Annotated in this window: 22 protein-coding genes; 3 read left to right on the forward strand and 19 right to left on the reverse strand. The window is 71.8% G+C overall.

Annotated features, from left to right (window positions below):
* Nucleotides 1-3: 3 nt before the first annotated feature.
* The 15 genes from OG490_RS37960 to OG490_RS38030 all read right to left on the reverse strand — a co-directional run bounded on the left by OG490_RS37960 (nt 4) and on the right by OG490_RS38030 (nt 15,725).
* Nucleotides 4-1,248 (reverse strand): MFS transporter, encoded by a 1,245-nt coding sequence (locus tag OG490_RS37960; RefSeq protein ID WP_330301298.1) that lies wholly within the window; start codon nt 1,246-1,248, stop codon nt 4-6.
* 6 nt (nt 1,249-1,254) lie between these two features.
* Nucleotides 1,255-2,451 carry a cupin domain-containing protein gene (locus OG490_RS37965; RefSeq protein ID WP_330301299.1) on the reverse strand — a complete coding sequence of 399 codons (1,197 nt, stop codon included), beginning with the start codon at nt 2,449-2,451 and terminating at the stop codon, nt 1,255-1,257.
* Between the two features lie 14 nt (nt 2,452-2,465).
* Nucleotides 2,466-3,659 carry a JmjC domain-containing protein gene (locus OG490_RS37970; protein WP_330301300.1) on the reverse strand — a complete coding sequence of 398 codons (1,194 nt, stop codon included), beginning with the start codon at nt 3,657-3,659 and terminating at the stop codon, nt 2,466-2,468.
* Between the two features lie 564 nt (nt 3,660-4,223).
* Nucleotides 4,224-4,745 carry a tetratricopeptide repeat protein gene (locus OG490_RS37975; RefSeq protein ID WP_330301301.1) on the reverse strand — a complete coding sequence of 174 codons (522 nt, stop codon included), beginning with the start codon at nt 4,743-4,745 and terminating at the stop codon, nt 4,224-4,226.
* A 97-nt stretch (nt 4,746-4,842) separates the two neighbouring features.
* Nucleotides 4,843-6,537: a DUF885 domain-containing protein gene (locus OG490_RS37980; protein ID WP_330301302.1), complete on the reverse strand. Its 1,695-nt coding sequence runs from the start codon at nt 6,535-6,537 to the stop codon at nt 4,843-4,845.
* Nucleotides 6,530-7,102 (reverse strand): GNAT family N-acetyltransferase, encoded by a 573-nt coding sequence (locus tag OG490_RS37985; RefSeq protein WP_330301303.1) that lies wholly within the window; start codon nt 7,100-7,102, stop codon nt 6,530-6,532. The genes OG490_RS37980 and OG490_RS37985 overlap by 8 nt, the downstream gene beginning before the upstream one ends.
* Nucleotides 7,095-8,351 carry an MDR family MFS transporter gene (locus tag OG490_RS37990; protein ID WP_330301304.1) on the reverse strand — a complete coding sequence of 419 codons (1,257 nt, stop codon included), beginning with the start codon at nt 8,349-8,351 and terminating at the stop codon, nt 7,095-7,097. The genes OG490_RS37985 and OG490_RS37990 overlap by 8 nt, the downstream gene beginning before the upstream one ends.
* Before the next feature lie 10 nt (nt 8,352-8,361).
* Nucleotides 8,362-10,527, reverse strand: a complete 2,166-nt coding sequence (locus tag OG490_RS37995) for a YcaO-like family protein (protein WP_330301305.1) — start codon at nt 10,525-10,527, stop codon at nt 8,362-8,364.
* 455 nt (nt 10,528-10,982) lie between these two features.
* On the reverse strand, nt 10,983-12,242 hold the full coding sequence (locus tag OG490_RS38000) for an MFS transporter (protein WP_330301306.1): 1,260 nt from the start codon (nt 12,240-12,242) through the stop codon (nt 10,983-10,985).
* Nucleotides 12,239-12,778: an ArsR/SmtB family transcription factor gene (locus OG490_RS38005; protein WP_330301307.1), complete on the reverse strand. Its 540-nt coding sequence runs from the start codon at nt 12,776-12,778 to the stop codon at nt 12,239-12,241. The genes OG490_RS38000 and OG490_RS38005 overlap by 4 nt, the downstream gene beginning before the upstream one ends.
* Before the next feature lie 107 nt (nt 12,779-12,885).
* Nucleotides 12,886-13,746 (reverse strand): hypothetical protein, encoded by an 861-nt coding sequence (locus tag OG490_RS38010; protein ID WP_330301308.1) that lies wholly within the window; start codon nt 13,744-13,746, stop codon nt 12,886-12,888.
* On the reverse strand, nt 13,743-14,099 hold the full coding sequence (locus OG490_RS38015) for a PadR family transcriptional regulator (protein WP_443066021.1): 357 nt from the start codon (nt 14,097-14,099) through the stop codon (nt 13,743-13,745). The genes OG490_RS38010 and OG490_RS38015 overlap by 4 nt, the downstream gene beginning before the upstream one ends.
* A 55-nt stretch (nt 14,100-14,154) precedes the next feature.
* The gene (locus OG490_RS38020) at nt 14,155-14,898 is read right to left on the reverse strand and encodes a DUF2071 domain-containing protein (protein WP_330301310.1); all 744 of its coding nucleotides are present in this window, start codon (nt 14,896-14,898) and stop codon (nt 14,155-14,157) included.
* Complete coding sequence (locus OG490_RS38025; RefSeq protein ID WP_330301311.1) at nt 14,895-15,227, reverse strand: metalloregulator ArsR/SmtB family transcription factor; 333 nt, start codon at nt 15,225-15,227, stop codon at nt 14,895-14,897. The genes OG490_RS38020 and OG490_RS38025 overlap by 4 nt, the downstream gene beginning before the upstream one ends.
* Nucleotides 15,228-15,248: 21 nt before the next feature.
* On the reverse strand, nt 15,249-15,725 hold the full coding sequence (locus OG490_RS38030) for a phospholipase (protein WP_330301312.1): 477 nt from the start codon (nt 15,723-15,725) through the stop codon (nt 15,249-15,251).
* Nucleotides 15,726-16,084: 359 nt separating this feature from the next.
* On the opposite strand from OG490_RS38030, the gene OG490_RS38035 reads away from it, so the two are divergent.
* Together OG490_RS38035 and OG490_RS38040 are read left to right on the forward strand one after the other, a co-directional pair.
* Complete coding sequence (locus tag OG490_RS38035; RefSeq protein ID WP_330301313.1) at nt 16,085-16,756, forward strand: DUF4097 family beta strand repeat-containing protein; 672 nt, start codon at nt 16,085-16,087, stop codon at nt 16,754-16,756.
* Between the two features lie 77 nt (nt 16,757-16,833).
* Nucleotides 16,834-19,110 (forward strand): S9 family peptidase, encoded by a 2,277-nt coding sequence (locus OG490_RS38040; protein WP_330301314.1) that lies wholly within the window; start codon nt 16,834-16,836, stop codon nt 19,108-19,110.
* On the opposite strand, the gene OG490_RS38045 is transcribed toward OG490_RS38040, so the two are convergent.
* Nucleotides 19,107-20,720 (reverse strand): TROVE domain-containing protein, encoded by a 1,614-nt coding sequence (locus OG490_RS38045; protein WP_330301315.1) that lies wholly within the window; start codon nt 20,718-20,720, stop codon nt 19,107-19,109. The two genes, OG490_RS38040 and OG490_RS38045, sit on opposite strands and share 4 nt — an antisense overlap.
* Nucleotides 20,721-21,042: 322 nt before the next feature.
* On the opposite strand from OG490_RS38045, the gene OG490_RS38050 reads away from it, so the two are divergent.
* Entirely contained in the window at nt 21,043-21,696 is a 654-nt protein-coding gene (locus OG490_RS38050; protein WP_330301316.1) for an HAD family hydrolase, read from the forward strand.
* Between the two features lie 19 nt (nt 21,697-21,715).
* On the opposite strand, the gene OG490_RS38055 is transcribed toward OG490_RS38050, so the two are convergent.
* The 3 genes from OG490_RS38055 to OG490_RS38065 all read right to left on the reverse strand — a co-directional run bounded on the left by OG490_RS38055 (nt 21,716) and on the right by OG490_RS38065 (nt 24,567).
* A complete protein-coding gene (locus OG490_RS38055) occupies nt 21,716-22,192 on the reverse strand; it encodes a hypothetical protein (RefSeq protein WP_330301317.1) in 477 nt (158 codons plus the stop codon).
* Between the two features lie 32 nt (nt 22,193-22,224).
* The gene (locus OG490_RS38060) at nt 22,225-22,497 is read right to left on the reverse strand and encodes a hypothetical protein (RefSeq protein WP_330301318.1); all 273 of its coding nucleotides are present in this window, start codon (nt 22,495-22,497) and stop codon (nt 22,225-22,227) included.
* 171 nt (nt 22,498-22,668) lie between these two features.
* Nucleotides 22,669-24,567: a S9 family peptidase gene (locus tag OG490_RS38065; RefSeq protein WP_330301319.1), complete on the reverse strand. Its 1,899-nt coding sequence runs from the start codon at nt 24,565-24,567 to the stop codon at nt 22,669-22,671.
* Between the last annotated feature and the right edge of the window lie 187 nt (nt 24,568-24,754).

The following is a 24,754-nucleotide window of genomic DNA, read 5'->3' on the forward strand; positions in this document are numbered from 1 at the left end:
TCCTCAGGCCCCGCTCGGCGCCGGGGCGGCATTCTCGTCGGCGGAGCGGCGCAGTCCGCCCACGAAGGTGACCAGGTTGAGCAGGGCGAAGGCCCCGGCGGCCAGGAAGGCGTAGCGCGGCTCGATGAAGTGCAGGACGACGCCGCCCAGCAGGTAGCCGGCGGCCGGGCCCGTGTTGGACACGGCGCCCAGGGCCGCGAAGGCCCGCCCGCGGTGGGTGTCGGGGACCCGCAGGTTCAGCAGGATGTGGGTGACGGTGGCCTGGGCGCCGTTGCCGAGCCCGCCCAGGACGTAGAACGGGATGATCCACCAGGCGTTCGGCGCGAGGCCGGTGCCGAGGATCCCGAGGGCGATGCACAGGAACGAGCCGATCAGGATCGTCTCGTGACGGAACCTCTTGATGCGGCGGACCAGCAGGGCACCGGGGACCAGGCCCACCATCCAGGCGGACATGACCAGGCCGTACATCTGCTCGGAGGCGCCGAACGTCTCACGGACGTAGAAGACGATCAGGACGTTGATGATGCTCGCGGCCCCCATGACGGCGCCGCTGATGACCAGGACCGAGCGCAGGAAGCGGTCGGAGCGGATCCGGTAGGCGGGCTGGTCCCCGCTCGCCGCGGCGCCGGACGAACGGCCCTTGTGCAGGCGGGTCTTGATGGCCAGTCCGCCGAGGACGACCAGGACGAAGCTGGCGGCGTCCAGGACCAGCGGGATGCGCACGCCGAAGGTGGCGGTCAGGAGACCGGCGACGACGGGTGCGATGACCATTCCGGCCATCGCCGTGGTCTGGGAGATCGCCGCGGCGCGCGGCACGTTCTCCTTGCCGACCATCGACCCGGGCAGCCCGGCGAAGACCGGGTGGGTGAAGGCGAGACCCGAGGAGAGCAGGACGGCCAGGGCGATCAGCAGGGGCGGGCTGCTGGTCTGCGTCATGGCCAGGCAGATCACGGCCTGGAGGGAGGCGACGGTGACGATCAGCTTGCGGCTGTCGAACCGGTCCGCGACCTTGCCGGTCACCGGCGACAGCAGCGCCGGCGGGACGCTCGCGGCGAGCAGCAGCGCCATGACCGCGTACGAGCCCGCGCCGTTGGCCTGGAGCAGCAGCGTGATGGCGGTGGCGGCCACGATGTCGCCGGCGAAGGAGAGTCCGCGCAGGCCCGCGAGGATGTAGACGTCACGCCAGGCGGGACGCGGCGGGGCGGCGGGAGGCGCGCTCGCCCGGGGCAGGGAAGTGGTGGTGGCCATGCGTGACTAACTCCTAGTTGAGTCGGCGGCTTCCAGGACGCCGAGCCGGGCGAGTCCCTGCGCGGCGCGCAGCGACCGGTCCTCGGAGGCCCCCGGGAAGATCCGGGAGGCGGCCACCGGGGCACCTGTTTCCAGCTCCCTCAGCACCGTGGCGATGGCGTCCGGGACGGCGATGCGGTGGCCGTTGACGAGCAGTCCGGTCTTGGCCCCGTCGCTGCCGGTGAAGGAGACCTCGGCCGCGGAGCGCCGCAGGGCCGTGCCGGGAGCGAGGGCGTCAGCGAGGGACAGCCGTTCGAACTCCCTGGGCAGACCGGTGCCGCTGAGCCGGCGTCCGCTCTGCGCGAGCCGTCTGGCCTCGGCCGCCGGGGCGACGGCGGTGAGCTGGTCCCAGAGCATTTCGAGCTTGGCGGCCAGTTCCCGCGTCAGATGGGGCGACAGGCCGTCGTCCAGGTGCGGGAACCCGTCGTAGCGCGGGTCCTCCACGAGTACGTCGACGGTCTCGCGCAGCAGGTCGCGCCAGCGCCGGGGTTCCACGGTGACCGACAGGTGGAGCGAGACCTCGTCCTGGGCCGCGGCGGCGTGCGGCGTGTTGTACGGCATGTAGAGGACGTCACCGGGATGCAGTGTCACTTCCAGGGCGGGCTCGCCGAGCTCGCCCGCACCGAAGGTCGCCTGGTCGCCCTTGCGGTCCTCGGGCGTGTCCCAGACGCGCCAGGACTTGGTGCCCTCGATCTGTACGACGAAGACGTCCACCGGGTCGTGGTGCGGTGCGTATCCGTCCCGGCGGGCCGGGGTCAGGAAGGCGACCACTTCGCCGTGGCAGGCGAACGTGCTGGTGATCCCGTCGAGCAGGAGGCGGACCGAGGGGAGGAAATGGTTGACCGAATTCCAGGTGATGGTGGCACCGGACCGGAAGAGCTCGTACACCTTCTCCGGGACCATGGCCTCCGCCAGCGCGGCGCCGCGGTTCGGGACCGTCCGCGTATAGGCCTTCTGCGGAACTCCCTTTCCGTCCTTGGCCACCCGCACGTAGGACGGGTGGACCGTCTCCAACGTGATGACGTCGTCCAGCTGGCGGATCGAGATGAGTTCTCGGACCCGGTCGCGCACGGCGCCCCTGCGCAGCAGCGGCTTCCTGTTGAAGTACTCGGAGAAGAAGACGTCCTTGCTGCCGACCAGCTCCTCGAAGCGAAAGGTCTCCATTCGGCGTCGCCTCCCTACCCGGGCTGTCCGGCGAGTTCCAGGACACCGAGCCGGGCGAGTCCCTGCGCGGTCTTGGTGGAACGCTCGGCGGAAACGCCGGGAAAGATCTCGGCGGCTGTCGCCCAGGCGCCGGTTCCCAGGGCGGCGAGGGTCGAGGCCACCGGTTCCGGAACGGCGATCTTGTGGCCGTTGACCCGCATCTGGGTGCGGCCGTTCTCGCTGGCGCCGAACTCCACGGCCGCGCCGGTGCGGCGCAGCGGCACGTCCTGGGCGAAGCCGTCGGCGGCGGCGATGGTCTGGAAGGTGGTGCCGTGCGAGCTGCCCTCCATGTGGCGGCCGAGGTCGGCGAGCCGGTCGAGCTCGGTGTCGGCGTCGAGGGAGTCCAGCCGTGCCACCAGGGCCCGGAGCTTGTCCTTGAAGGATTCCCCGGCCGCGGCGCCGCGGTGCTCGCCGATGTGCGGGTACTCGTTGAACTCCTGGTCCTTGAAGGCCTCCTCCACGGAGAGCCGGATCAGGTCCTTCCACATCCGCGGGCGCATCATGACCGACAGGTGCAGGGAGACCTGGCCCTCGGCCGCCGCCGCGTGCGGGGTGTTGTACGGCAGGTAGAGGACGTCGCCCGGCTCCAGCGTGACCTCGATCGCCGGCTCGCCGAGCTCTTCGAGGGTGTAGGAGGCGTTGTCGCCGTGGCGCACGGCCGGCGGGTTCCAGAGCTTCCATGCCTTGGTGCCCTCGAGCTGGACGATGAACAGCTCGACCGGGTCGTGGTGCGGCGGGTAGCCCTTCCTGCCCGCGGGGGTCATGAAGGCCACCGTGTCGGTGCGGCAGGCCACCTTCTGCGCGATGACCCGGGAGAATTCCCGCATCTCGGGGACCACCTGGTTGAGGGAGCTCCAGGTGACGGTCGCGCCCGCGCGGAACAGCTCGTAGATCTTCTCGGGCACGACGGAGTCGGTGACGTTGACGCCCTGGACGACGACGCTGCGCGTGTAGCCCTTCTCCGGGACGCCCGTGCCGTTGTGGTTCACCTTGATGTACGGGGGCCGGATGACCTCCAGGTGGACCAGTTCGTCGAGCTTCTTGACGGAGAGCAGCTCACGCGGGTCGCCGCTGAGGGAGCTCTTGCGGAACATGGGCTTCTTGTTGAAGTACTCGGCGAAGAACTCCGCCTCGTCGCCCACCAGGTCAGTGAAATCGAAATCAACCACGACATTACTCCTTTTCCTGGGTTCACCAGCATGAAGAAAGGGAGCATCCGTGCCGCAACAAGGAAACACTCGGTATCCGAGGGGGGCGGACTTTCGAGTGCATCCATGACGTGGCACGGTGCAGAATGTGCGGCCGGAGGGCGGCAGGATTGCCGCCCTCCCAGCCGGAACACTAATTACTGGATGTTCACGTAGTACGACGTGGCCAGCAGCTCGGCAGAGGTCTCGATGAACTCGATGTCCTCGACGAGGGTGTTCTCCATTTGAACCACACTCCCTTTGTTTTGTGTTTGTCTCCGAGTTGTTCTCGGCGACAGACATGAGCTTGCCGTATGCCTCGCCGACCGTCAACAAATTGGTTTTCGTACTCCTCGCACAAGGTTGTACAGGCCGTTTTGACCGCGGATTCGATGCGTATTTCCCGGCCGCGCAAGTGGGGACCGGCCGCAGTTGTACGGCCGCGCGCAACGGCTGCGCGCACACGCGAAGAAGGGCTGTGCGGACATCGCCGGATCGCTCCGGTGATGTCCGCACAGCCCTTCTTCGTCAGACGGGTGGGCGGGGTCAGCCCATGTCCTCGCTCAGCGCCTTGGCGTAGTACGTGAGCGAGCGGTTGTACCGGGGCAGATGGCGCGACAGGGCGCCCAGCGCCAGTGTCAGGGCCTCCCGCTCCCGCCCCGCGTCGGCCAGTGTCAGTGCCAGGAACGCGTCGACCGCGTCCGACAGCCCCGCGGTGGCCTCGTCCAGCTCCGCCGGATCACGTTCGCGTTCGGCCGTCAGCAGCGCCAGGCTGTCCTCCAGCGAGCCGAGGTTGCGCAGCGTGCTGCCCAGTTGGACGGAGGTGCGCCGGCGCCGGTACCCGGTGAGGCCCGCCTCCAGCGCCTTGCGGTACAGCGGCGCGGCCACGTCCCCCAGCCCCGTGGAGTCGTTCGCCGAGGCGAGCTCGAACCAGCCGACCGGGTGGCCCGCCGGGAGTTCGTCGGCCAGTGCCCCCACCCGGGCCCGGAAATCCTCCGGTTCGTATTCGTCGATCGCCGCCCACAGGGCGGCGATCCGCTGTTCCCACTGGGGGGTTGGTGTCGTCATGTCTGACCTCTCCGCGAAGTGAACCGCTTCATGGTCAGCCACGGCCCCGACCCTGTCGAGGAAGGCCTCCTTGCACACCCCTCGGAGGGCTGAGCCCTCAGAGGGCTGAGATCTCGCGGAGCAGGTCGTCCAGGCCCAGGGAGCCCTGGGAGAGGGCCTTCATGTGCCAGGCCTTGAGGTCGAAGGCTTCGCCGTGGCGGGTGCGGGCGGCTTCGCGGCCCTGGAGCCAGACGCGCTCGCCGAGCTTGTAGCCGATGGCCTGGCCCGCCATGCCCTGGTAGCGGATGACCTCGCTCTCCACGTAGTCGGCCGGGCGGCTGCTGTGGCGGGCGAGGAACTCCTCGGCCAATTGCGGGGTCCAGCGTTCGCCCGGGTGGAAGGGGGAATGGCCGGGGATCTCCAGCTCCAGGTGCATGCCGATGTCGATGACCACGCGGACGGCGCGGAGCATCTGCGCGTCCAGGTAGCCCAGGCGGCGCTCCGGGGTGGTCAGGAAGCCCAGTTCGTCCATGAGGCGCTCGGCGTACAGGGCCCAGCCCTCGGCGTTGGCGCTGACCAGGCCGACCGTGGTCTGGTAGTGGGAGAGGCTGTCGGCGACGTGCGCCCACTGCGCCAGCTGGAGGTGGTGGCCGGGCACGCCCTCGTGGTACCAGGTGGTGACCAGGTCGTACGCCGGGAAGCGGGTCTCCCCCATCGTCGGCAGCCAGGTGCGGCCGGGGCGGGAGAAGTCCAGCGAGGGCTCGGTGTAGTACGGCGCCGCGGCGCTGCCCGGCGGGGCGATGTGGGACTCGACGCGGCGTACCCGCTCGGCCAGTTCGAAGTGGGTTCCGTCGAGCGCGTCGATGGCTTCGTCCATCAGTGACTGGAGCCACTGCCTGGTTTCCTCGACGCCTTCGATCGCCTCGCCGTGGCGGTCGCACCAGGCCAGGGCCTCCCACGGGGTGGTGGCTCCCGGAAGTACCTCGACGGCTTCGGCGCGCATCTCGGCCAGGAGGCGGTGGAACTCGGTCCAGCCGTAGGCGTAGGCCTCGTCGAGGTCGAGGTCGGCGCCGTTGTAGAAGCGTGCGAGGAGACCGTAGCGTTCGCGGCCGACCACGTCCGGCGCGCCCTCGACGGCCGGGGCGTAGCCGTCCCGGAACCAGTCGCGGAGCTCCACCAGTGCGTCGGTGGCCAGTGCGGCGGCCTCGTCGAGTTCCTCGCGCAGCCGCTCGGGGCCCGGGGCGGTGAACTGCGCGAACCAGCTGTGGCCGGTGCCGATCCACTCGGTGAGCTGGGAGATGACGGCGGTGACCTGGCGCGGCCCGGCCGGCAGGTCCTGCTTGAGGCCGGTCTCCAGGGAGGTGCGGTAGCCGGCCAGGGAGTGCGGTACGGCCCGCAGGCGGCGGGTGATCGCCTCCCAGTCGGCCTCGGTGTCGGTGGGGGTGAGGGTGAAGATCTCCCGGACCCGGTGCAGCGGTGAGTAGATGTTGCTGACCGTGCGCAGTCCCTCGCCAGCCTCGTGGACGGCCAGTTCGGCGGTGAGGCGCTCGCGCAGCAGCGTCGCGCAGCGCCGCTCGGCGGTGCTGTCGGCGCCGGGGCGGGCCTCGGCCTCGGTGAGGCGTTCCAGGGTGGTGCGGGCGAGGCGGGCGATCTCCTCCTGGCCCTGTGGTGAGAAGTCGGGGAGGTGGGCGGAGCTTTCGGCGATGCCGAGGTAGGTGCCCAGGAGCGGGTCCAGGGCGACGAGCGCGTCGACGTATCCGTCGGCAACCTGGCGGGGCAGGAGGCCGCCTGCGGACGTGGTGGTGTCAGACATGCGGGGCTTCCTCGTGTCGGTGGTGCGTCGTGGGCGCCGGCGGGGTGCGGGGCGCGGCGGTCGGGGCGTGGGGCAGGGGGCGGGCGAGGATGTCGACGCCGTCGGGGGGCCCGGTGAGGCGGCCCGCCTTCGTCCAGCCCCACCGCCGGTACATGGTGTGTGCCGGTGCGCCGGTCGACGCGGCGAGTACGGCGAACGGCTCGGTCCGGTCGGCGAGGAGCAGGTCCAGCAGGGCCCGGCCGTGGCCCCGGCCGCGCAGTTCGGGCAGGAGGGCGAGCTCGTAGACGTAGAACAGCGGGCCCGCCAGCTCCCGCGGCGGGGGTGCGGCGGCGCGCGGGTGCCACCATCCGCCGGGGTGGTGCACCCCGTAGGCGAAGCCGGCGAGCGCGCCGTCGGCGTGGACGGTGGTCACGCGGAAGCCGGGCAGGGCCGCGTGTTCGGCCAGTCGCACGGCGAAGGCGTCCGCGGCGGCCTCGTCCTCGCGGTACGGCGGCTCCCGGTACACCCGGTGGTAGACCTCGCGGAATCCGTCCGGGTGGTGGATCCGGTCGGTGCGTTCAGGCATCGACGGTCTCGCGGACCGCTCGGGCGGGCAGGGCGCGGCTCAGGCGGTTCAGGACCGCGACCGCTGCCAGGCAGCAGGCGCCGAGTGCGAGCCACGGCAGGCCGGGCCCCTGGGTGAGCAGCCAGGTGAACACCACCGGGGCCAGCACCTTGGCCACGCCCCACATCAGCTCCTCCAGTCCGAGGTAGCGGCCGCGCAGGTGCTCGGGGGCGATCGCCACGGTCAGGGCGCTGCTGGTCGGTGCCTGGAGGAGTTCCGCGGCGGTGAAGACGACCATGCCGACGACGAGGGCGGCGAATGCCGGGCCGGCACTGCCCTCGGGTACCGCGGCGAAGATCAGGAAGGACACCGCCCACAGGACGGCCGCGACCTGGAGGACCCTGGGCCTGCGGTGGTGCTCGACGGCCTTGGCCACCATGGTCTGCGTCAGCATCACCAGTACGGTGTTGATCGCGAACAGGACCCCGGGCTGCCAGCTGGGCAGGCCGCGCGCCTCGATCACGTAGGCGCTCAGCAGTACGGTCAGCGCCAGGTCGCACAGGGCGAACACGCAGACGGTCGACAGGACTCCGAGGTAGGCGCGGTCGGCCAGGACCTCCTTGTACCCGGCGCGCTTGACGGCCGGGGCGGGGGCGGGGGCGGGGGCCGTGAGGGGGGCTGGGGTGTGGGGCGGGTGCCAGGTCGCCACCAGGGCGGACGCGGCGAGGAACGACACCGCGTTGAGCGCCACCACCCCGGTGTAGCCCGCGGTGCCGCCCCAGGTGACCAGCACGCTGCCGAGGAGCCCGCCGGCGCCGAGGGCCACGTTGCGCAGGGCGCGTTCCATCGCGTACCAGCGTGCCCGCTGCCCGTCGTCGGCGACCTGCGCCACCAGCGCGGCGGCTCCGGGACGGAACTGGCTGTCGCCCGCCAGGGTGAGCGTGACGAGCAGGACCAGCTGCCAGGGGACGTCGGTGAACACGTAGCCGGTGAAGGTCAGTACGCGGACCAGGTTCCCGGCGATCACCACCCGGCGCGGCCCGAAGCGGTCGATCATCGGGCCGGCCAGCGGTCCGGCCGGTAAGGAGAGCAGGGCTGCGGCGGACAGCATCAGGCCGACCGTGGTCAGCGGGATGCCCTTGGCGGCGTGGAAGTAGACGACGGCGAACGGCAGGAAGAGTCCGGTACCCAGTGCGTCGACGACCTGCGCGACGATCAGGGGCCCGCGCCCCCGGGTGTTCGGCAGGCCGAGAGTGTCGGTGAGCGCCATCGGTGTGTCCTCACGCGTGGGGGAGTGGGAAGACGTTCAGCTCGTCCTCGGCCGCCGGCCGGGAGCGCCAGCCGAGCTGGACCCCGGCCCGGCCGATCCGCCCGTCGCCCCACATCGGGAGCCCGGCGGGGAAGTTCGAGACGAGTCCGGGGACGATCGTGTGGGTGGCGGTGAATCCGGCGGCGTCCACGTCACAGGTGGTCATGTCGACGCTGATCACCTCGAAGCCGCGGGCTTCGACCCGTTCGCGGTAGGTGTCGAGGCGCCGTTCGGCGAGGACGGGAAGTCCGTCCCAGGAGCGGGTCTTCAGATCGTTCAGCCAGGGCGCGACCCGCTGGCCGGCCCTGGGGTCGAGGTGGAGCTGCTGCTGGCACAGGAGGTCGCGGACGTCGGCGAAGTCCTCGCGGTAGGAGTCGAGATAGCGCCGGTCGGCGCGGTAGGGCTTGAGGTTGCCCAGGTGCGGGAGGTCTGCCTGGCCCTGCGCCAGTACCTTCCCGTCGTCGAGGTAGTGGCAGGTGTGGTGCAGGGTGAAGCCCTCGGCGAGTGCCTTCTCCGCCGCGTCCCGGGGGTCGGGGCGGGTGGCGAAACCGATGGTCAGCCAGCCGGTGGCGCGGTCGCGTACGACGGCGGCGACGACCGGGATGCCGAACTCGTTGTCCAGGTGGATCAGGGTGAGCTCGTAGGCGTCGAGGCTGTCGGCGACCAGCTCCCGGATCCGGTCGGTCAGCGGCAGCCGGGGAAGCCGGGCGGCATTGGCCCACCACACCATGGTGGTGTCGCGTTCGATGACCTCTTCCAGGCCCGAGGTGACGGCGTGCTCCTCGTTGACTCCCGCGGCCACGCCGGCCACCAGCGGATCGCAGTAGCGGACCGGGTCGGCCTCGTCGTGGGCGATGAGGGCCGCCGGCACCCACACGCTCTCGCCGGTGGTCCAGTTGCGGCCCTCGATCCAGGCGCACTCGGAGTCCACGGTGAACGGTGCGAAGGGGAAGCCCTCGGTGCGGTACTGGGCTTGCGAGTACAGGTGGAGGCGGCGCGGGTCGAGTGCGGGTACCCCGGCCCGGCGCAGGGCGGCGTGGCTGCCGTACCGGAGCCGGTCGGCGGGCAGCCGGCTGGTGCAGTAGCGTTCGACGGCCTCGCCGACGGCACTGCGGCGGGCGGTGTCGAAGTCGCCCCAGGACGTGCCGAACGCCTGGCGGTCGTTGTGCCAGTCGGCGACGCGCCGCATGTCGGCGACGTCGACGGCGCAGACGCGCAGCGCGGCCGGTGTACCGGTCAGCGGGGCCAGCTCCTGCACACCGGTGACCACGCCGACCTGCTCGTCGACCAGCAGGTCCGCCTCGGCGTCGCCGCGGACCACGGGGCGGGGGCGGGTCGGCACCGGCAGTACGGTGCGGCTGACCTGGGTGAACGTGGCCGGGTCCAGGTCGGTTTCGGCTACGGGGGTGCCGTCCGCGATCCAGCGTTCCAGGTGCGCGTCGAGCTGCCCGAAGATCCAGCGGGCGTCGGCGGGGCGTGTCCGGGGGCCGTTGGTCTGCGGTGCGGTCGCGATGGCTTCGACGATCCGGGGGTCGCGCGCCGCCGACAGGCGGCGGTCCCGTACGTCGGCGAAGTCCGCCGTGGTGCCGGGGACGACGGCCGGGCCGAGGACCGCGCGGCCGCGTTCGCGGCGCAGGGGCAGCCAGCGCAGGCCGAGCTCGGTGCACAGGTCGTCGATCCGGGTGAGTTCGGCGTAGGCGGGATGGTCGAAGGCGGCGATGAGTACGGTGTCGCGGGTGGCGGCCCGCGCAAGGTCCTCGAGGTCGGGCGCCGGAGTCACCGCGGCGTATCCGGTGGTGCTCAGTGCGTGTCGCAGGGGGCCCATGAGGGCCGGCGAGCCCGTGGTCAGGACCGTCGTTCGGGCCAGCAGCGCCGCGCGTGCGCCGCTGTTCGCGGCCGGGGCGGGGCGCAGGCAGCCGTCGTGGCGCAGGACGTCGACCACCTCGGCGTAATCGGTGGGCATTCCCGTGAGCAGTTCGGCGCGGGTCCTGGTCCCGTCGCAGCGCGCCGCCCACGCGCGGAATTCCGAGGTGGGCGCGGAGATGTAGAACTCCCCGCCGTTCGGGGTGACGAGAAAGCATGTGTCCTGCTCGATGTCGTAGATTTCCACGTCCACGAGCTCCATGAGTTCTGCCATTTCGGTCCCCCGTCTCATTGAATTCCTACCGCAGAAAAGGCCATGGCCCCGGGCATGTGGCCCGGGGCCTTGGCGACGCCTATCTGTTGCCGGCCAGTACTACTTGACGACCGAGCGGTTGTGGATGACGGCGCGGTTGTGGATGACAGCGCGGTTGTGGATGACGGCGCGGTTGTGGATGACGGCGGTCACGGCGGGGATCTTGACGGTGGAAATCATCTGGATTACCTCCTGTTTGTTTCGGGTGATTCAAGAATGGAGGCGCGGAAATGAGTATGGGTGGATCCTCGGTCAAGGATCGGTCGAAGGCGGCGGGATCTTTGGACCCGAATGGGGCGCAGCAGCAGCCCCTTCTGCGAACGTCCCAGGTCAGAAAGGTGGCACGGCTCGATTCCACACAGGTTCAATGAGCCGGCACGGCCACGGAATCGCTCAACGACCAGTGCAATTCCGGGTCAGGAGCGCGCGGGCTCGGGCTCGTCGGCCGGGGCGGCGGCGCGCAGCGCTGCCTCGACGCGGCGGTTGCTGGTCATGGTCGCCGTGATGGCGGTCATGGCGAGGAGGAGGCCGGCGGCGGTGTAGAGCGGAGTGCGCACGTCGTAGGTGCTGGCCAGCCAGCCGCCGAGGAAGGCGCCGAACGGGGCGGCGCACATGGCGAGCATCCGGGAGGTCGAGGCGACCCGGCCCATCAGGTGGGCGGGGACGATCGCCTGCCGCAGGGAGGGTGCGAGCACCATCGTGGCGCCCATGCCCGCGCCGCAGACGGCGAGCGCGAGGCCGGCCACGTACGGGTTCGGGGCGGCGGCGAGGCCCAGGACGGCGAGTCCCTCGACCGCGGCCGTGCAGGTGAGCGCGGTGCCGGTGCCCAGTCGCCGGCCGAGGAAGGAGGCGATGGCCGCGCCGAGCAGGCCGCCGGTGGCCTCCGCCGTGAGGAGCAGGCCGAAGCCGAAGGTGCCGATGCCGAGACGGTCGTGCGCGAAGAGGGCGAGTACGGTCTCCACGGCGATGAAGGCGATGTTGCCGACCGCCGGGCGCAGCGCGAGCCCGAGCAGCAGTCGGTCGCGCAAGACGTACGAGGCTCCGGCCCGCGCCTGCCGCAGCAGCGACTCCCGGGCCTGCGGGGCGGGCCGGGGTACGGCGGGCAGCGACCGTACGAGCAGTGCGCAGAGCGCGAAGGACACCGCGTCGGCGAGCAGCGGAACCGATCGCCCGAGCGCGAGCAGGGCGCTGCCCAGGGGCGGTCCCGCGAAGCCGGACGCGGCGGTCTGGGCGCCGCGCAGGCGGGCGTTGGCGCGTTCCAGGTGTGCGGGGTCGCGGCCGAGCAGGTCCGGCAGATAGGCGGTGGCGGCGGTGTCGAAGAGGAGTCCGCCGAGGCCGAGCAGGAAGGCGAGGGCCGCGAGCAGTCCGATGCTCAGCACGTCGAGCGCGGCCGCCGCCGCGGGTATCGCGAGCAGTACCGCACGCGCCGCGTCCACGACCCACATCGTGCGCCGCCGGTCCCAGCGGTCCACCAGCGCGCCGCCGAGCACCCCGAAGAGCAGCCACGGCAGCGTTCCGGCGGCCGTGACGACGGCGAGTGCCATCGGATCCCGCGTCAGCGTCAGTGCGAGCAGCGGCAGCGCGGCGTGTGTTACCCCGTCGCCGAGCGAGGAGACCGTCTGCGCGGTCCACAGCCGTCCGAACCCGGTCGGCAACTTCCGTACGTCTGACGTCACTTGGCATCCCCCTCGGCCTGCTGGCGGGGTGTCGGGTGGAACAGGGCGAAGACGAGCGACGTGTCCGGCAGCGACGGGTCCGACAGCTCCCGGTACTCGTCCGCCAGGGCCTGCAGCCGCGCCCCCAGCTCCGCGAACCGCTCCTCGGTGAGCCGCAGATGCGCCATCCGTACGTGCCGCTCGCCGTCGGAGGGCGAGGCCTCCAGGTCGGCCAGCGCGTGGCGCATCAGGAAGTCCGGCCCTCCCTCGCCCGGATCCGGCAGCACGATGGACCGCGCGGCCATGGCGTAGTACCGCTCGGTGACCCCCCGGACCTTGCGCGTCCGTACCACCTTCACCAGGCCGGCCCGTTCCAGCAGCCGCACGTGGTAGCTGGAACTCCCCTTCGCGAGACCCACGCGCTCGGCGATCTGAGTGATCGTCGCGGGCTCGAAGCGGAGCACGGCCATGATCCGGTGGCGCGTGAGGTTGGAGACGGCGCGCAGCTGCTCGTCGGTGGTGACGTGGAACGCATCAGGAAGCTCATCGGCAGGCATGGCTCCAATGGTCAACGTTTCTTGACCATTGGGCAAGGGGTTTGAACCGGGCTTCTGGATATGCGTGTTCGAGCCCCTGACCCCGCCGATGCGGGGTCAGGGGCTGTTCAGCGTGCCGCCCCGCCCCGGCGGCGGCGGATGCTCACCGTGGCGGAGGCTGCCAGCAGGGCTCCGAGGGCGGCGGGCAGGAACAGGGCGCCCACTCCTCCGGTCGACGCGCCGAGCACGAGGAAGGGGAGGCCCGCGAGGAGGACGGCGGGGGCCGTGCGCAGCCGGGCGAAGGCCTCGCTTCCGGCCAGGATCAGTCCGCCCGCGACCGGTACGGCCGCGTACAGGGCGCTGAACGGGTGAGGCAGCGGCAGCAGGACCGTCGCGGCCGTCAGGACTGCCGCCCCGGCCAGGACCGCGTACCGCCCGGTCGCCGTGCGCAGGCGCGAGGCCGGTCGCAGATCGGGCGGGCAGGCCACGGCCACCAGGGCCAGGAGGAGGGGCGGCCCGCTGATGACGGCCGCGAACTCGAGCCCGAAACCGGGCCGCACCGCCTGGGCGGCGAGGGTCGCGGCGGTACCCGCCAGCACGGTCCAGGCCCCTGTCGCCCAACGGCCGGTCAGAGCCAGTACGGCGCCGAGGACGGTCACGAGGGAGGCCGCCACCGTCACGGCGGGGAAGTCCTGCGCGCCGACCGGGTAGTCGACGCCGAAGGGCTGGATCATCAGCCTGGACCAGGACATCGCCTTCACACCGACCACGATGACGGCGAACGGCGCCAGGGCCGAGAGGAACCGCCCGGCGCGGCCGGCCGAGCCCACCCCGAGCCGCATGCGCAGGGCATGGCCGATGACGTCGTTGGCCTCGCGGATCCGGGCCGGTCTGCCGGAGCCTTCGGTGGCCCGGTGGTAGGCGTCGGCGATCTCGTCGCCGAACTCCCGGCGGTAGGCGGCCGGGTAGAGCTTGAGCAGCGCGGTCATGCGGTCACCGCCCCGCCGAGGCCGCCGAGACCCAGACGCCGGGTCGCCTCCTGGGCGGTACGGGCGATGCGGGCCGCCTCGGCGGCCAGCACCTCGCGTCCGCGCGGCGCCAGGGCGTAGCTGCGCCGCATCCGCCCGTCGACCACTTCCTCCTCGTGCACGGCGATGAGCTCCTGCTCGAGGAGCCGCTCCAGGGCCCCGTAGAGCGTTCCGGTGCGCATCTTCGTGCGGCCTTCAGAAATCTTCTCGACCTCTTGGGCGATCGCGTATCCGTGCCGTGGGGCATCGGCGATCGCCGTGAGGATCAAAAGGGTTGGCTCTCGCAAAGGTTGATCGTTCACGACGGCCACCATAGTCCGGCGGCCGACATATGTCGATGACTGACCTATGCCGATGTCGATGACCGGCCTATGCGGCGCCGCGCGAGGGTGCGGAGGCCATCGTGGGGAGCGGCCCCCAGTCGGCGGGGACGTCGCGCATGATCAGGGCGCAGTCCAGGGTCGCGCTCCCGGGCGGGAAGCGGTCCGGGTCCTCGAAGAAGGACGACGAGGCGGAGCGGACCCGGCCGGCCTCCACGTGCCAGGCGTCGGTGTGCAGTTCCATGCCGTCCAGGCGGCGGCCGGACCGGGTGGGCGAGTACCCCTTCGACCCGCCCCGGAAGAAGCGGGAGGCCTCGGCGAGATCGGCGAAGAGCTCGCTGCCGCGCAGCTCGTCGGACGGCTCGACGGTCACGTCGACCCGGGTGTCGCCGTCCAGCGTCGCGAAGGCGACGCGCGACGCGTCGGGCGTCTCGTGCACCTCGAAGCCGGCGCGGCCGTGTTCGCCCGGGAAGACGCGGCCTCCGGCCCAGACGTTGAGCCGCGAGGCGGAGTCGCGGCGCGTGATGTAGACGCCGCTCTCGACGCCGTCCGGCCCGTCCCATTCGACGGCGATCCGGTGCGCCGCGTTCTCGCTGCGCAGTCCGAACGCCTTGGGGGCCCAGGTCGGCCGGACGCTTCCCAGCCGCAGCAGGCAGATGCCCGCGACCGCGTGGCCGTGCACCAGTTGCGGCCGCAGCGGCTCGGGGAGCAGGCGTGCCGCGACGTCGGGGGCGACCCGGTAGTTCACCAGGAGCCGTCGCTCGACGACGCTGGACAGGTTCGGCTGCCTCATGATTCCTCGCTCTGCGCCCCGGGGCGCCATTTGGTGTGCCGCAGGACGATCTGCTCGGGGCAGACGGCGCTGAGGAAGCGGCCGATGGAGGTGGCCAGGCGGTCCTCGGCGAGCGTGTAGAGGACCCGGTTGCCGTCCCGGCGCTCGGTGATCAGCCCCGCTCCCTTGAGCACGCCGAGGTGGCGCGAGATGGACGGCGCGCTGATCGCGAACCTGCTCGCGATCTCGCCGGCCGCGAGCTCCCCGTCCCTGAGGTCCTCGAGGATCTGGCGCCTCGTCGGATCGGCGAGGGCGCGGAACGCCCCCGCCTCGTCCTGGGTTTCTGTCATGTTAGATATTTAGCACATTAGCTAAATATCTAACAAGGGTTCGGCGACCGCGCTGTTGCCGAGGGCCCTGACCGCCCGGTAGTAGGTCCACGCGGTGGAGTCGCAGGAGCCCTTCTTGACGGTGGAGTACCCGGAGCAGACCCGCTTGAGGTCCGCATAGAAGGCGTTGTCGAGGCGCAGCTTGTTCGCACTGAAGGAGCCCGCCGCCTTGTAGTTGCGGTAGCCGAAGTCGTGGCGGGCGCAGGCGGTCCTGAAGGGGAATCCGAACGGGTTGTCGGGTGATGAGCTGCAGTAGTCGGTCGACCAGTCGAACCCGTACGAGTTCCAGTTGCCCGGCGAGGAGCGGGCCGCGACCCAGGCCTTGTAACTGGCCTCGCCGGTCTGGGTCCAGCGGCTCAGCACCTGGGGCTTGTCGGCCGGCACCGCGGCGGCAGGGCCCGCGAGGGCGACAAGGCCGGTCACGGCGGTGGCCGCGACAGCGGCGAGGCGACGGCGCATCAGAGTCCTCCATCGGACGGGGCGTCGGGTGTTCCCGGGGGTCGGGCCACCAGAGTGGAGGAGACGGGCACCGCGGATTGCCACCGCGGCCGTACGGAACCTCTTGGCGGACGACCGGGGCCGACTGGGGGCGCCCCGGGGCGGCCTGACGTTCCCGCAGAGCGTTCAGCATCAGGCCATTGCAACGAGCGAGGTGCTTGCGTTGCATTAAGTCTCAGGATCGTTGCAATGAAATCCCTGATCTTACCTGCAATTACTAGGATTTCAGGCAACAGAGCTGTTGCCCGACCCTCGAACGCAACGTAGCTTTTCCCTTGTCGGAAAAACCGGCAAGGACACGAGAAGCTCAGGAGAGCGTCATGCAGAAGTTCGCCACCACCGCCCCGATCGCCGCCGTCCTCGACATCCCCGCGGGCAGCATCCGCTTCATCGCCGCCGACCGGAACGACGCCGTCGTCGAGGTCCTGCCCTCCGACGCTTCGAAGAGCCGCGACGTGAAGGCCGCCGAGCAGGTCACCGTCGAGTACGTGGACGGGGTCCTGCGGGTCGGGGCCGCCGCGGCCAAGAACCGGGTGCTCGGCAACCCCGGATCCGTCGAGGTCACCGTCCAGCTGCCCGCCGGGTCCAGCGTCGAGGCGAAGGCGGCCAGCGCCGAGTTCCGCGGCGTCGGGCGGCTCGGCGACGTCGTCTTCGAGGGTGCGCAGGGAGTGGTCAAGCTCGACGAGGCGGCCAGTGCGCGCCTCACCCTCCAGGCGGGCGACATCACCGTCGGCCGGCTCGGCGGCTCCGCCGAGATCAGCGTCACCAAGGGCGGCCTGACCATCACCGAAGCCCTGCGCGGGTCCCTCGAACTGACCACCCAGGCGGGCGACATCACCGTCGGCGCCGCCCGCGGGGTCTCCGCCACGCTCGACGCCGGCACCACCTACGGCCGCATCCGCAACACCCTCGAGAACAGCGAGGGCGCCGCCGCCGGCCTGAACATCCGCGCCACCACCTCCTACGGCGACATCACCGCCCGGAGCCTGTGACCGCCGAGCGGCGGCCCCCGTCACCCGCCTCACCCCCGTCGCCCCCGTCACCACCTGCCCTGAGGAAATCGAGAAGCATGAGCACCACGCAGAACTACCAGGCCGCCGAGCAGCTCTTCCGCCGTCCCGCCCGCCCCGGCGAGCTCGTCGTCGGCGACAAGGTCAGGCCGCAGTGGATCGACGGGGGCGCCCGGTTCTGGTACGCGGTGAGCGACGGGCCCGGCCGGCGGTTCGTGCTGGTCGACCCGGCGGCGGGGACCCGTGAGCCGGCCTTCGACCACGCGCTGCTCGCCGCCGCGCTGGCCGGGGCCTGCGGGCAGCAGGTGGATCCGACGGCCCTGCCGTTCATGGCCATCGAACTGGCCGACAACGCCGTGGAGTTCGCCGCCTTCGGCGAGTACTGGCGCTGCCGGCTGGACGGCTACGTCTGTGAGCGGGCCGAGTTCACCCCTCCGGGCAGCCCCCTGGACGTGCCCTCGCCCGACGGGAAGACCGCGGTCTCCCTGCGGGGGAACGACCTGTGGGCGCGCTCGCTGTCCGACGGCCGCGAGTGGGCGCTGACCACCGACGGCGAGAGCGACCACGGGTACGGCTCCGGCCCGCAGTGCACGGCCAACGCCACCCTGCTGCGCAAGATAGGCCTGCCGCACCTGCCGCCCGCGGTGGCCTGGTCGCCCGACTCCACGAAGGTGCTGGCACACCGGACCGACGAACGCGGCGTCCGAGAGACCCACCTGGTGGAGGCCGCGCCCGCCGGCGGCGGCGCCCCCGTCACCCACACCCAGCGGTACGCCTACCCCGGGGACGAGGCGATGCCGCTGGCCGAGCTGGTCGTACTGGACCTCGCCTCGGGCACGGTGGTCCGTGCGCAGGCCGAGCCGCTGCTCATGCCGCAGTTGTCGCCGATCACGACCAAGTGGGCGTGGTGGGCCGCGGACGGCTCGGCCGTGTACTACCTCGGCCGCCCGCGCGACCAGCGCACGCTCACCCTGTACCGGATGGACCCGGCCACGGGCGAGGTCACCGCCGTGCTCGGCGAGAGCGGCGACACCCGGGTGGAGCCCAACCAGTGGATGTACGAGCCGCCGATCGTGCGGGTGCTGGCCGACGAGGTGCTGTGGTACTCGCAGCGGGACGGCTGGGGCCACCTGTACCGGTACGACCTCCGCACCGGCGCGCTGCTCGGGCAGGTGACCTCCGGTCAGTGGGCGGTACGGCAGATCCTGCGCGTCGACGAGGCCGCGCGGGTGGTGTACTTCAGCGCCTCCGGACTGGTCGACGAGGACCCGTACCGGCGCACGGTGTGCCGCGTCGGCCTGGACGGCTCCGGCTTCGCCAAGGTCACCGACGACGCGCTGGACCACGTGGTCGTGGTGGCGGACCGTCAGGAGTACTTCATCGATTCCGCGTCCACCGTCGACACCCCGCCGGTGTCCCGCGTACGGGACTGGACCGGGCGGGTGCTGGTCGAGCTGGAGCGCGCCGACGTCTCCAGGCTCGCCGCCACCGGCTGGACGCCGCCGGAGCGGTTCCGCGTCAAGGCGGCCGACGGGGTGACGGACATCTACGGGGTGCTGTACCGGCCGCACGGGTTCGACCCCGCCGCCAACTACCCGGTGGTGGACAACGTCTATCCCGGCCCGCAGGTCAACCGGGTCGCCCCCTGCTTCGACCCCGGCGGCATGGGCCTCGACGCGGAACCCCTCGCGGCGCTGGGCTTCGTGGTGGTGGCACTCGACGGGCGGGGCACCCCGGGGCGGAACAAGGCCTTCCACGACGCCTCGTACGGTCGCCTCGGCGACGCCGGCTGCCTGGCCGACCACGTCGCCGCGCTGCGCCAGCTCGCCGGGACCCGGCCGTGGATGGACCTGGACCGGGTGGGCGTGTTCGGCCACTCCGGAGGCGGATTCGCCGCGGCGCGGGCGGCCTTGGACTTCCCCGAGGTGTTCAAGGCCTCGGTCGCCCTCTCCGGCTCGCACGACACCCGCCACTTCAACCTGGGCTTCGTGGAGACCTACGACGGCGCGGACGCCCCGGAGGCCTGGGCCCGTTCCTCCAACGTGGGCCTCGCGGACCGGCTGGCGGGCAAGCTGCTGCTCGTCCACGGCGAGATGGACGACCAGGTCCACCCGGACCACACGCTGCGGCTGGCCGACCGGCTCGTCGCCGCGGGCAAGGACTTCGAGCTGCTCATCGTGCCCGGCGCGGAGCACACCTTCATCGACTGCCTGACCTACGTCCGCAAGCGCGCCTGGGACTTCCTGGTGCGCGAGCTGATGGGCACGCAGCCGCCCGCCTACCGCCCGGCCCCGATCGCCCTCGGGCCCGAGTTGCTCGGCGAGCTCTTCTCCTAGGCCGTCCAGCCGGGGTCGGCCGTCCAGGGCCAGCGGGCGGCGCGGCCGGCCTCGGCCAGGCCGATCATCCGGAACGCGGCGTCCGTCAGACCGCCGAAGGTGTGCCGGTTGGGGCCGGACGGGCCGTGGGCGGGCTGGTAGCCGGCCAGGTTCCAGGTGTAGACGGGGACCTCCGGCGGTACCGGTTCGGCCGGACCGCGGCGGGCCCGGTGCGGGCCCGTCTGCTCGTCGGTGACGATCAGCACCCGGTCGTGGCCCTGGTAGTGGGCGCGCACCGCCTTGGTGGTGTCGGTGCCCCCGAGGTTGTGGAACCGTTTCAGTACGTCGAGCACCGGCTCCCCGGCCCGGAGCGGCACCTGGGCGCTCGACCACCCGAACTCCACCAGGTCCGCGTCCTCGGCCCGCATCGCCAGCGCCGTGCCGAACACGGCCGCGGCGTCGGCCCGGGTCAGTGTGGACCGCTCGGAGACGGTGTCGTAGAACATCGAGCCCGACCGGTCCACCATGATCAGCGTCCGGCCCGGCAGGGCCGGTACGTTGGCCAGCGAGCGGCTCAGGGCCAGCTCCAGCTGCGCCGACCAGCGCGGCGAGGGTGCGTGGCGGTGGGCGGCCAGGTAGCGGAAGGGGAACTGCCGGGACCGGGCGATCTCCTCGGTGTCCGAGATCCGTGCGGCGACCGCGGCCGCCGCCTCGTCCGAGATCCCGGCCCGGTCGAAGTTGCGCAGGTTGCGCAGCAGCGCCATCGGTCCCATCGAGGGGATCACGGCCTCCCAGACGGCCGCGTCCATCGGCCCCTGGAGCCAGCCCGCCAGGGCCTCCCAGGTCATGCCCGCCCCGGCCAGCCGCTCGGCGCCGTCCGGCCCGGTGACCAGGGCCCGCCGCTCGTCGACCGGCAGTTCCATCAAGGTCCGGTGTGCGGTGAGCAGCCGGTCGCCGGGTGGCGGCGCGTGCTCCGGGTGGTGGCGGCGGTCCAGGGCGTGCCGGAACAGCTCGCCCTGCCAGGGCTTGGCCGGGTCGGGCGCGGCGTGGACGAGGTTGAGGACGTCGCCGAAGCGGAAGGCCTTGGCGGCGGTGTCGTACTTCAGCAGCGAGCGGGAGGAGTACAGCCGCCGTACGGCGTCGGCGATGCCCCGTTTCACGGGCTGGGGGAGGCTGCGCCCGTAGGCCGAGGTCCAGTGGGCGAGCAACTCGCCTGGTTCGTCGGCCCGCTGGAGCACCGAGTCGATGACGGACCGGTTGGACGGACCCTCGCAGGACCCGGCGGCGAGCCGTGCCCTGACGTACGCGGCCGCGCCGATCAGTGAGGCCGTGCGCAGGTTGCCTTCGCCGCGGAGCCAGCGGAGCAGGCCGGCGGTCCAGACGGGGTCCTGGAGGGCGAGTTCGCTGACGAGGCGGGTGTAGCGCTCGTCGCGTTCGGGGCCGCTCTCGTAGTAGGTCTGCTGGGAGACGAAGTTCCCGACGGCCAGGAGGAAGAGCTCCTCGCGGGGCTCCCGGACGAAGGCGGGGCCGCCTTCGTGGGTGAGAGGATCCGCCTTGGCGGGGCGGTGGTGGACCCACGGCTCGGGCGCGGTGCGGGCCGCCGCCGCCGAGACGTGCGGGGCCACGAGCATCTCGGACCAGACTTTCGACGTGCGCGGGGCGTGGCGAGGCAGGGAATCCCCCGGATCCAAAGGCGATGGGAAACCCCGGCCGAGGCGTCCGACGTGGCGGAGGGACGGGCGGGGCACAGGCGCCCGCGCCACCCGAGATCAGAAGTGGCCGCGGCGTCACTTGGTGTCAGAAGGAAGTAGCCGCAGCCGAACGCATCGGGGGACGCGGTCGCGCCGTCACATTAGGCAGGACCGCGCGCCGCGTGCCAGCCAATTAAATGCCCAGGTCCCACGCTTCGTCCGGCCCCGCCGGTGTGACGACGGCAAGCCCTATGCTGCCGGGATGATCAAGCCGATTGAACTCGTCGTATTCGACTGCGACGGGGTGCTGGTCGACAGCGAGCGCATCGCCGCACGGGTGCAGGTCGCCCTCGGGGCGGAGTTGGGCTGGCCGCTGACCGAGGGCGAGGTCGTGGAGCGGTTCATCGGGCGCTCGCACGCCGCCATCCGCGAGCAGGTCGCCGATCGGCTCGGCCGGGACATCGCCGCGATCTGGTCGGAGCGGTTCGAGGAGCTCCACCGCGAGGCCGTGGATGCCGGGCTGGCTCCGGTCGACGGGCTGCCGGAGGCATTGGACGCGCTGCTCGGGACGGCGACCTGTGTCGCCTCCAGCGGCTCCCACGACAAGATGCGGCACACCCTGGGTCGCACCGGGCTCTACGAACGGTTCGCGGGCCGCATCTACAGCGCCTCCGAGGTCCCCCGCGGCAAGCCCGCGCCCGACCTGTTCCTGCACGCGGCCCGGCAGATGGGCGTCGACCCGCAGGCGTGCGTGGTGGTCGAGGACAGCCGGCCCGGCGTCCTCGCCGCCCGCGCGGCCGGCATGCGGTCCTTCGGCTACGCCGGCGGGCTGACTCCGGGCGAACGCCTCGAAGGCGAGGACACCGTCGTCTTCCACGACATGCGCGAGCTGCCGGGGCTCATCGCCGGGCGGTAGCCACCGGCGTCGCCCGGCGTCAGCTCCCGGTGGCCACCACGCGGGCGTTGTCGATGTGCAGGAGCAGTCCACCGTCCTCGGGACATCTGAGGCCGACCGACAGGCCGGCGACCCGGCCGTCCGCGTCGAGGCCGAAGGCGATGGCCACCTCGAACACGCCGTGCCGCGCCGGGCACCAGCAGACCTCTTCCGGACGGAAGGGTCCGGGCGTGTGGGTCGGGAGCGGGACTTCGGAGGGCTCGAGCTTCCACGGGTACGACCCGGGGAGAAGCTCCGAGCCGTCCGGCACACCCAGCGGTAGGCAGCAGCCGAAGCAGAAGCATTCCGCCGCCACCACTTCGAACTCGTCCGAGCCGCACATCGAGCAGACGATCAGCACGGCAGCGGCCTGTTCGTACGGCCCGACACGGGCGGCCCGGCTGGTCAGCCGGACAAGACTCTCGCGCCCCTCGGCCCGGCCCCGAGGTCCGGCGTTCCACATGTTTCCACTCCCCATGAAGTGGATCCTTGCACGTCAGGCCCGCGCGGTCAGGCCTCGGGGCCGGTTCCGGATTCGCGGGCGGCGTGGCGCAGTACTTCCTGCGAAGGGGGGATCTGCGGGGCCGGTCGGTCGGGGGCGGCGGGGTGGCGGTGGACCACGGCACGGTACGCCGTGGTCAGCACGATCAGCAGGCTCATGGCCCACAGGACGTACGCCGTGTGCTCGTAGGCGTGACGGCCTGCCCACCAGCCGGCCGCCGAGAGGCCGGCGCCGATCATGAAACCGTCCAGGACGATCCGTTCCCTGCCGTACGAGGCCATCCGCAGGTCCTCCAAGTCGCTCCGGGTCCGCCCCCAGGATCCCACCGGCCTGCGGATGCCAGGCGCCCCCTGGGGGTGAATTACCCCTCGAGGCGCAGGGCCGGGCCGTCCGGGACGACTTCCAGGCCGTACGTGGACTCGGCCTCGCGGATCGCCTCGTGGTAGCAGCGCCTAGTACGGGACGAGGCAGTCTCCCTCGGGCCAGGACAGCGGGCCGTCCTGGGGAGCGGGGTCGTCGGGGCGGGGGGCGAGGTGGGTGGCCAGGAAGCGCTCCGCAGCCTCGTAGAAGCGCAGGCGGTTCTCGGGCCTGGCCATGCCGTGGCCCTCGTCCGGGAAGACGATGTACTCGTGCGGGATGCCCTTGGCCCGCAGGGCCTCGACGATCCGCTCGCTCTCCGACTGTTTGACGCGGGGGTCGTTGGCGCCGTGGACGATCAGGAGGGGGATCCGGATGTCGTCGACCCGGGAGAGCGGCGAGCGGGACCACAGGAAGTCCGCATCGGTCTCGGGGTTGCCGACGCGGGTGTGCATCTGCGCGATGGTCGGGGCCCAGTACGCCGGGATCCCCTCGATCAGGGTCGCCAGGCTGGACGGTCCGACCACGTCGACCGCGCAGCGGAAGCGGTCCGGGGTGAAGGCGGCCCCCACCAGTGCGGCGTAGCCCCCGTAGGAGCCGCCGTAGATGCCCACGAGAGCGGGGTCCGTGTAGCCGCGGGCGATGGTCCAGTCGAGGGCGTCGATCAGGTCGTCGTGCATCCGGCCGCCCCATTCGCGGTCGCCGGCGTTGACGAAGTCCTTGCCGTACCCGGTGGACCCGCGGAAGTTGACCTGTACGCAGAGGTAGCCGCGGTCGGCGAGCCACTGGGCCTCGCTGTCCAGGCGCCAGCTGTCGCGGGTCCAGGGGCCGCCGTGCACCTTGATGACGGTCGGCAGGTCGCGGCGCGGCCCCCGGGTGGGGAAGGTGAGGTAGCCGTGGATGGTGAGGCCGTCCCGGGCGGTGAACTCGAACGGTTCGATCGGGGTGAGCCCGGCGCCTTCCAGGGCGGGCCGGTCCGAGAAGAGGTACGTGCCGGTCTTCGTCGGGCGGTGGTAGGTGTAGAAGCGGGTGGGTCCGCCGGAGTGGTCGTACGCGGTGAGCCAGACCGTGTCCTCGCGGTCCCGGGAGACCAGCCGCAGATCGCCGTCGTCCAGGGCGCGCAGTGCGTCGAGTTCGGGCTGGGCCGCGGGATCGAGGGCGTGCCACTGGGCCCGTGCCCCGGCGAAGGCGATCATGGTGGGCTTCCGTGAGGCGCGCTCGCCGATCATCGAGGTGACGTCGTGGCGCGGGTGCTCGGCGACCACCTCCATGGCGCCGTCCGCCAGGGCGATCCAGACCAGCCGGGTGGTGTTGGCGCCCGCCGAGGTGGTCAGCAGCAGCCGGCTTCCGCTCGCGTCGAAGCGCAGCGGCACGGTGGACAGGCCGTCCTCGTGGCCGACCTCCAGGAGCGGGCGCCACGGCGCGTCCGGGCCTCCCCGGTCGCGGACGACCACGGTCCGGCCGCCGTCCGGGCGGGCGTTGATCGCGGCGCGCACCTCCAGGTCGCGGTCGGCGACCATGGCGACGAGGCCGGGGTTGCGCAGGACACGGGTCAGCGTGCCGTCCTCGATGCGCAGCTCGTAGACGTCGTGGAGCCGGGGGTTGTCGATGTTCAGGCCCACCAGGATCCGGTCGCGGACGTCGAGGTCCACGCCGATGACCTGGGCCCGGACGCTGTCGAAGGGGGTCAGGTCGCGGGTGTCGCCGGTCCGCGGGTCGATGTCGTACAGGCGCCAGTTCTCGTCTCCGGCGCGGTCTTGGAGGTAGCCGATGCGGGAGCCGTCGGGGGTCCAGAAGCAGGTGCGGATGCCGCGGTTGGCATCGTGGGTGACCGGGCGCGGGTCGTCGGCGCCCAGGGTCGCGGTCCAGACGTTGAGGACCCCTTCGTACGGGGCGATCCAGGCCAGTCGGGTGCCGTCGGGCGCGAGCTGCGGAGAGATCCGCTCGGGGTTGCCGAAAAGTGCTTCACGGGGGATCAACGAGGGCTCGGTCACCTCGTAGACGCTAGTCGGGGCCGTCGGCCGACCGGCCTTCCCCGTCAGTCAGTTGAACGGGCCGAGCGGCGGCCGCGCGGTGTTCAACCGATCCCGCGCGGCTGTTTGAACGGGCCTTCGTCCGGAGCTACGGGGCTACAGGACTACGGGGTTACGGGACTACGAGGCTACGGGGCTTTCGCGCGCG

The organism is Streptomyces sp. NBC_00503, from assembly GCF_036346895.1.
Taxonomy (GTDB): Bacteria; Actinomycetota; Actinomycetes; order Streptomycetales; family Streptomycetaceae; genus Streptomyces.

Coding starts and splice junctions, on each gene's coding strand:
- OG490_RS38050 (WP_330301316.1), top strand. CDS start 21,043: ATGATCAAGCCGATTGAACTCGTCGTATTCGACTGCGACGGGGTGCTG.
- OG490_RS38045 (WP_330301315.1), bottom strand. CDS start 20,720: ATGCTCGTGGCCCCGCACGTCTCGGCGGCGGCGGCCCGCACCGCGCCC.
- OG490_RS37985 (WP_330301303.1), bottom strand. CDS start 7,102: ATGCCTGAACGCACCGACCGGATCCACCACCCGGACGGATTCCGCGAG.
- OG490_RS37990 (WP_330301304.1), bottom strand. CDS start 8,351: ATGGCGCTCACCGACACTCTCGGCCTGCCGAACACCCGGGGGCGCGGG.
- OG490_RS38040 (WP_330301314.1), top strand. CDS start 16,834: ATGAGCACCACGCAGAACTACCAGGCCGCCGAGCAGCTCTTCCGCCGT.
- OG490_RS38060 (WP_330301318.1), bottom strand. CDS start 22,497: ATGGCCTCGTACGGCAGGGAACGGATCGTCCTGGACGGTTTCATGATC.
- OG490_RS38035 (WP_330301313.1), top strand. CDS start 16,085: ATGCAGAAGTTCGCCACCACCGCCCCGATCGCCGCCGTCCTCGACATC.
- OG490_RS37975 (WP_330301301.1), bottom strand. CDS start 4,745: ATGACGACACCAACCCCCCAGTGGGAACAGCGGATCGCCGCCCTGTGG.
- OG490_RS38020 (WP_330301310.1), bottom strand. CDS start 14,898: ATGAGGCAGCCGAACCTGTCCAGCGTCGTCGAGCGACGGCTCCTGGTG.
- OG490_RS37980 (WP_330301302.1), bottom strand. CDS start 6,537: ATGTCTGACACCACCACGTCCGCAGGCGGCCTCCTGCCCCGCCAGGTT.
- OG490_RS38005 (WP_330301307.1), bottom strand. CDS start 12,778: ATGCCTGCCGATGAGCTTCCTGATGCGTTCCACGTCACCACCGACGAG.
- OG490_RS37995 (WP_330301305.1), bottom strand. CDS start 10,527: ATGGCAGAACTCATGGAGCTCGTGGACGTGGAAATCTACGACATCGAG.
- OG490_RS38030 (WP_330301312.1), bottom strand. CDS start 15,725: ATGCGCCGTCGCCTCGCCGCTGTCGCGGCCACCGCCGTGACCGGCCTT.
- OG490_RS38010 (WP_330301308.1), bottom strand. CDS start 13,746: ATGACCGCGCTGCTCAAGCTCTACCCGGCCGCCTACCGCCGGGAGTTC.
- OG490_RS38015 (WP_443066021.1), bottom strand. CDS start 14,099: ATGGTGGCCGTCGTGAACGATCAACCTTTGCGAGAGCCAACCCTTTTG.
- OG490_RS38025 (WP_330301311.1), bottom strand. CDS start 15,227: ATGACAGAAACCCAGGACGAGGCGGGGGCGTTCCGCGCCCTCGCCGAT.
- OG490_RS38055 (WP_330301317.1), bottom strand. CDS start 22,192: ATGGGGAGTGGAAACATGTGGAACGCCGGACCTCGGGGCCGGGCCGAG.
- OG490_RS37960 (WP_330301298.1), bottom strand. CDS start 1,248: ATGGCCACCACCACTTCCCTGCCCCGGGCGAGCGCGCCTCCCGCCGCC.
- OG490_RS37965 (WP_330301299.1), bottom strand. CDS start 2,451: ATGGAGACCTTTCGCTTCGAGGAGCTGGTCGGCAGCAAGGACGTCTTC.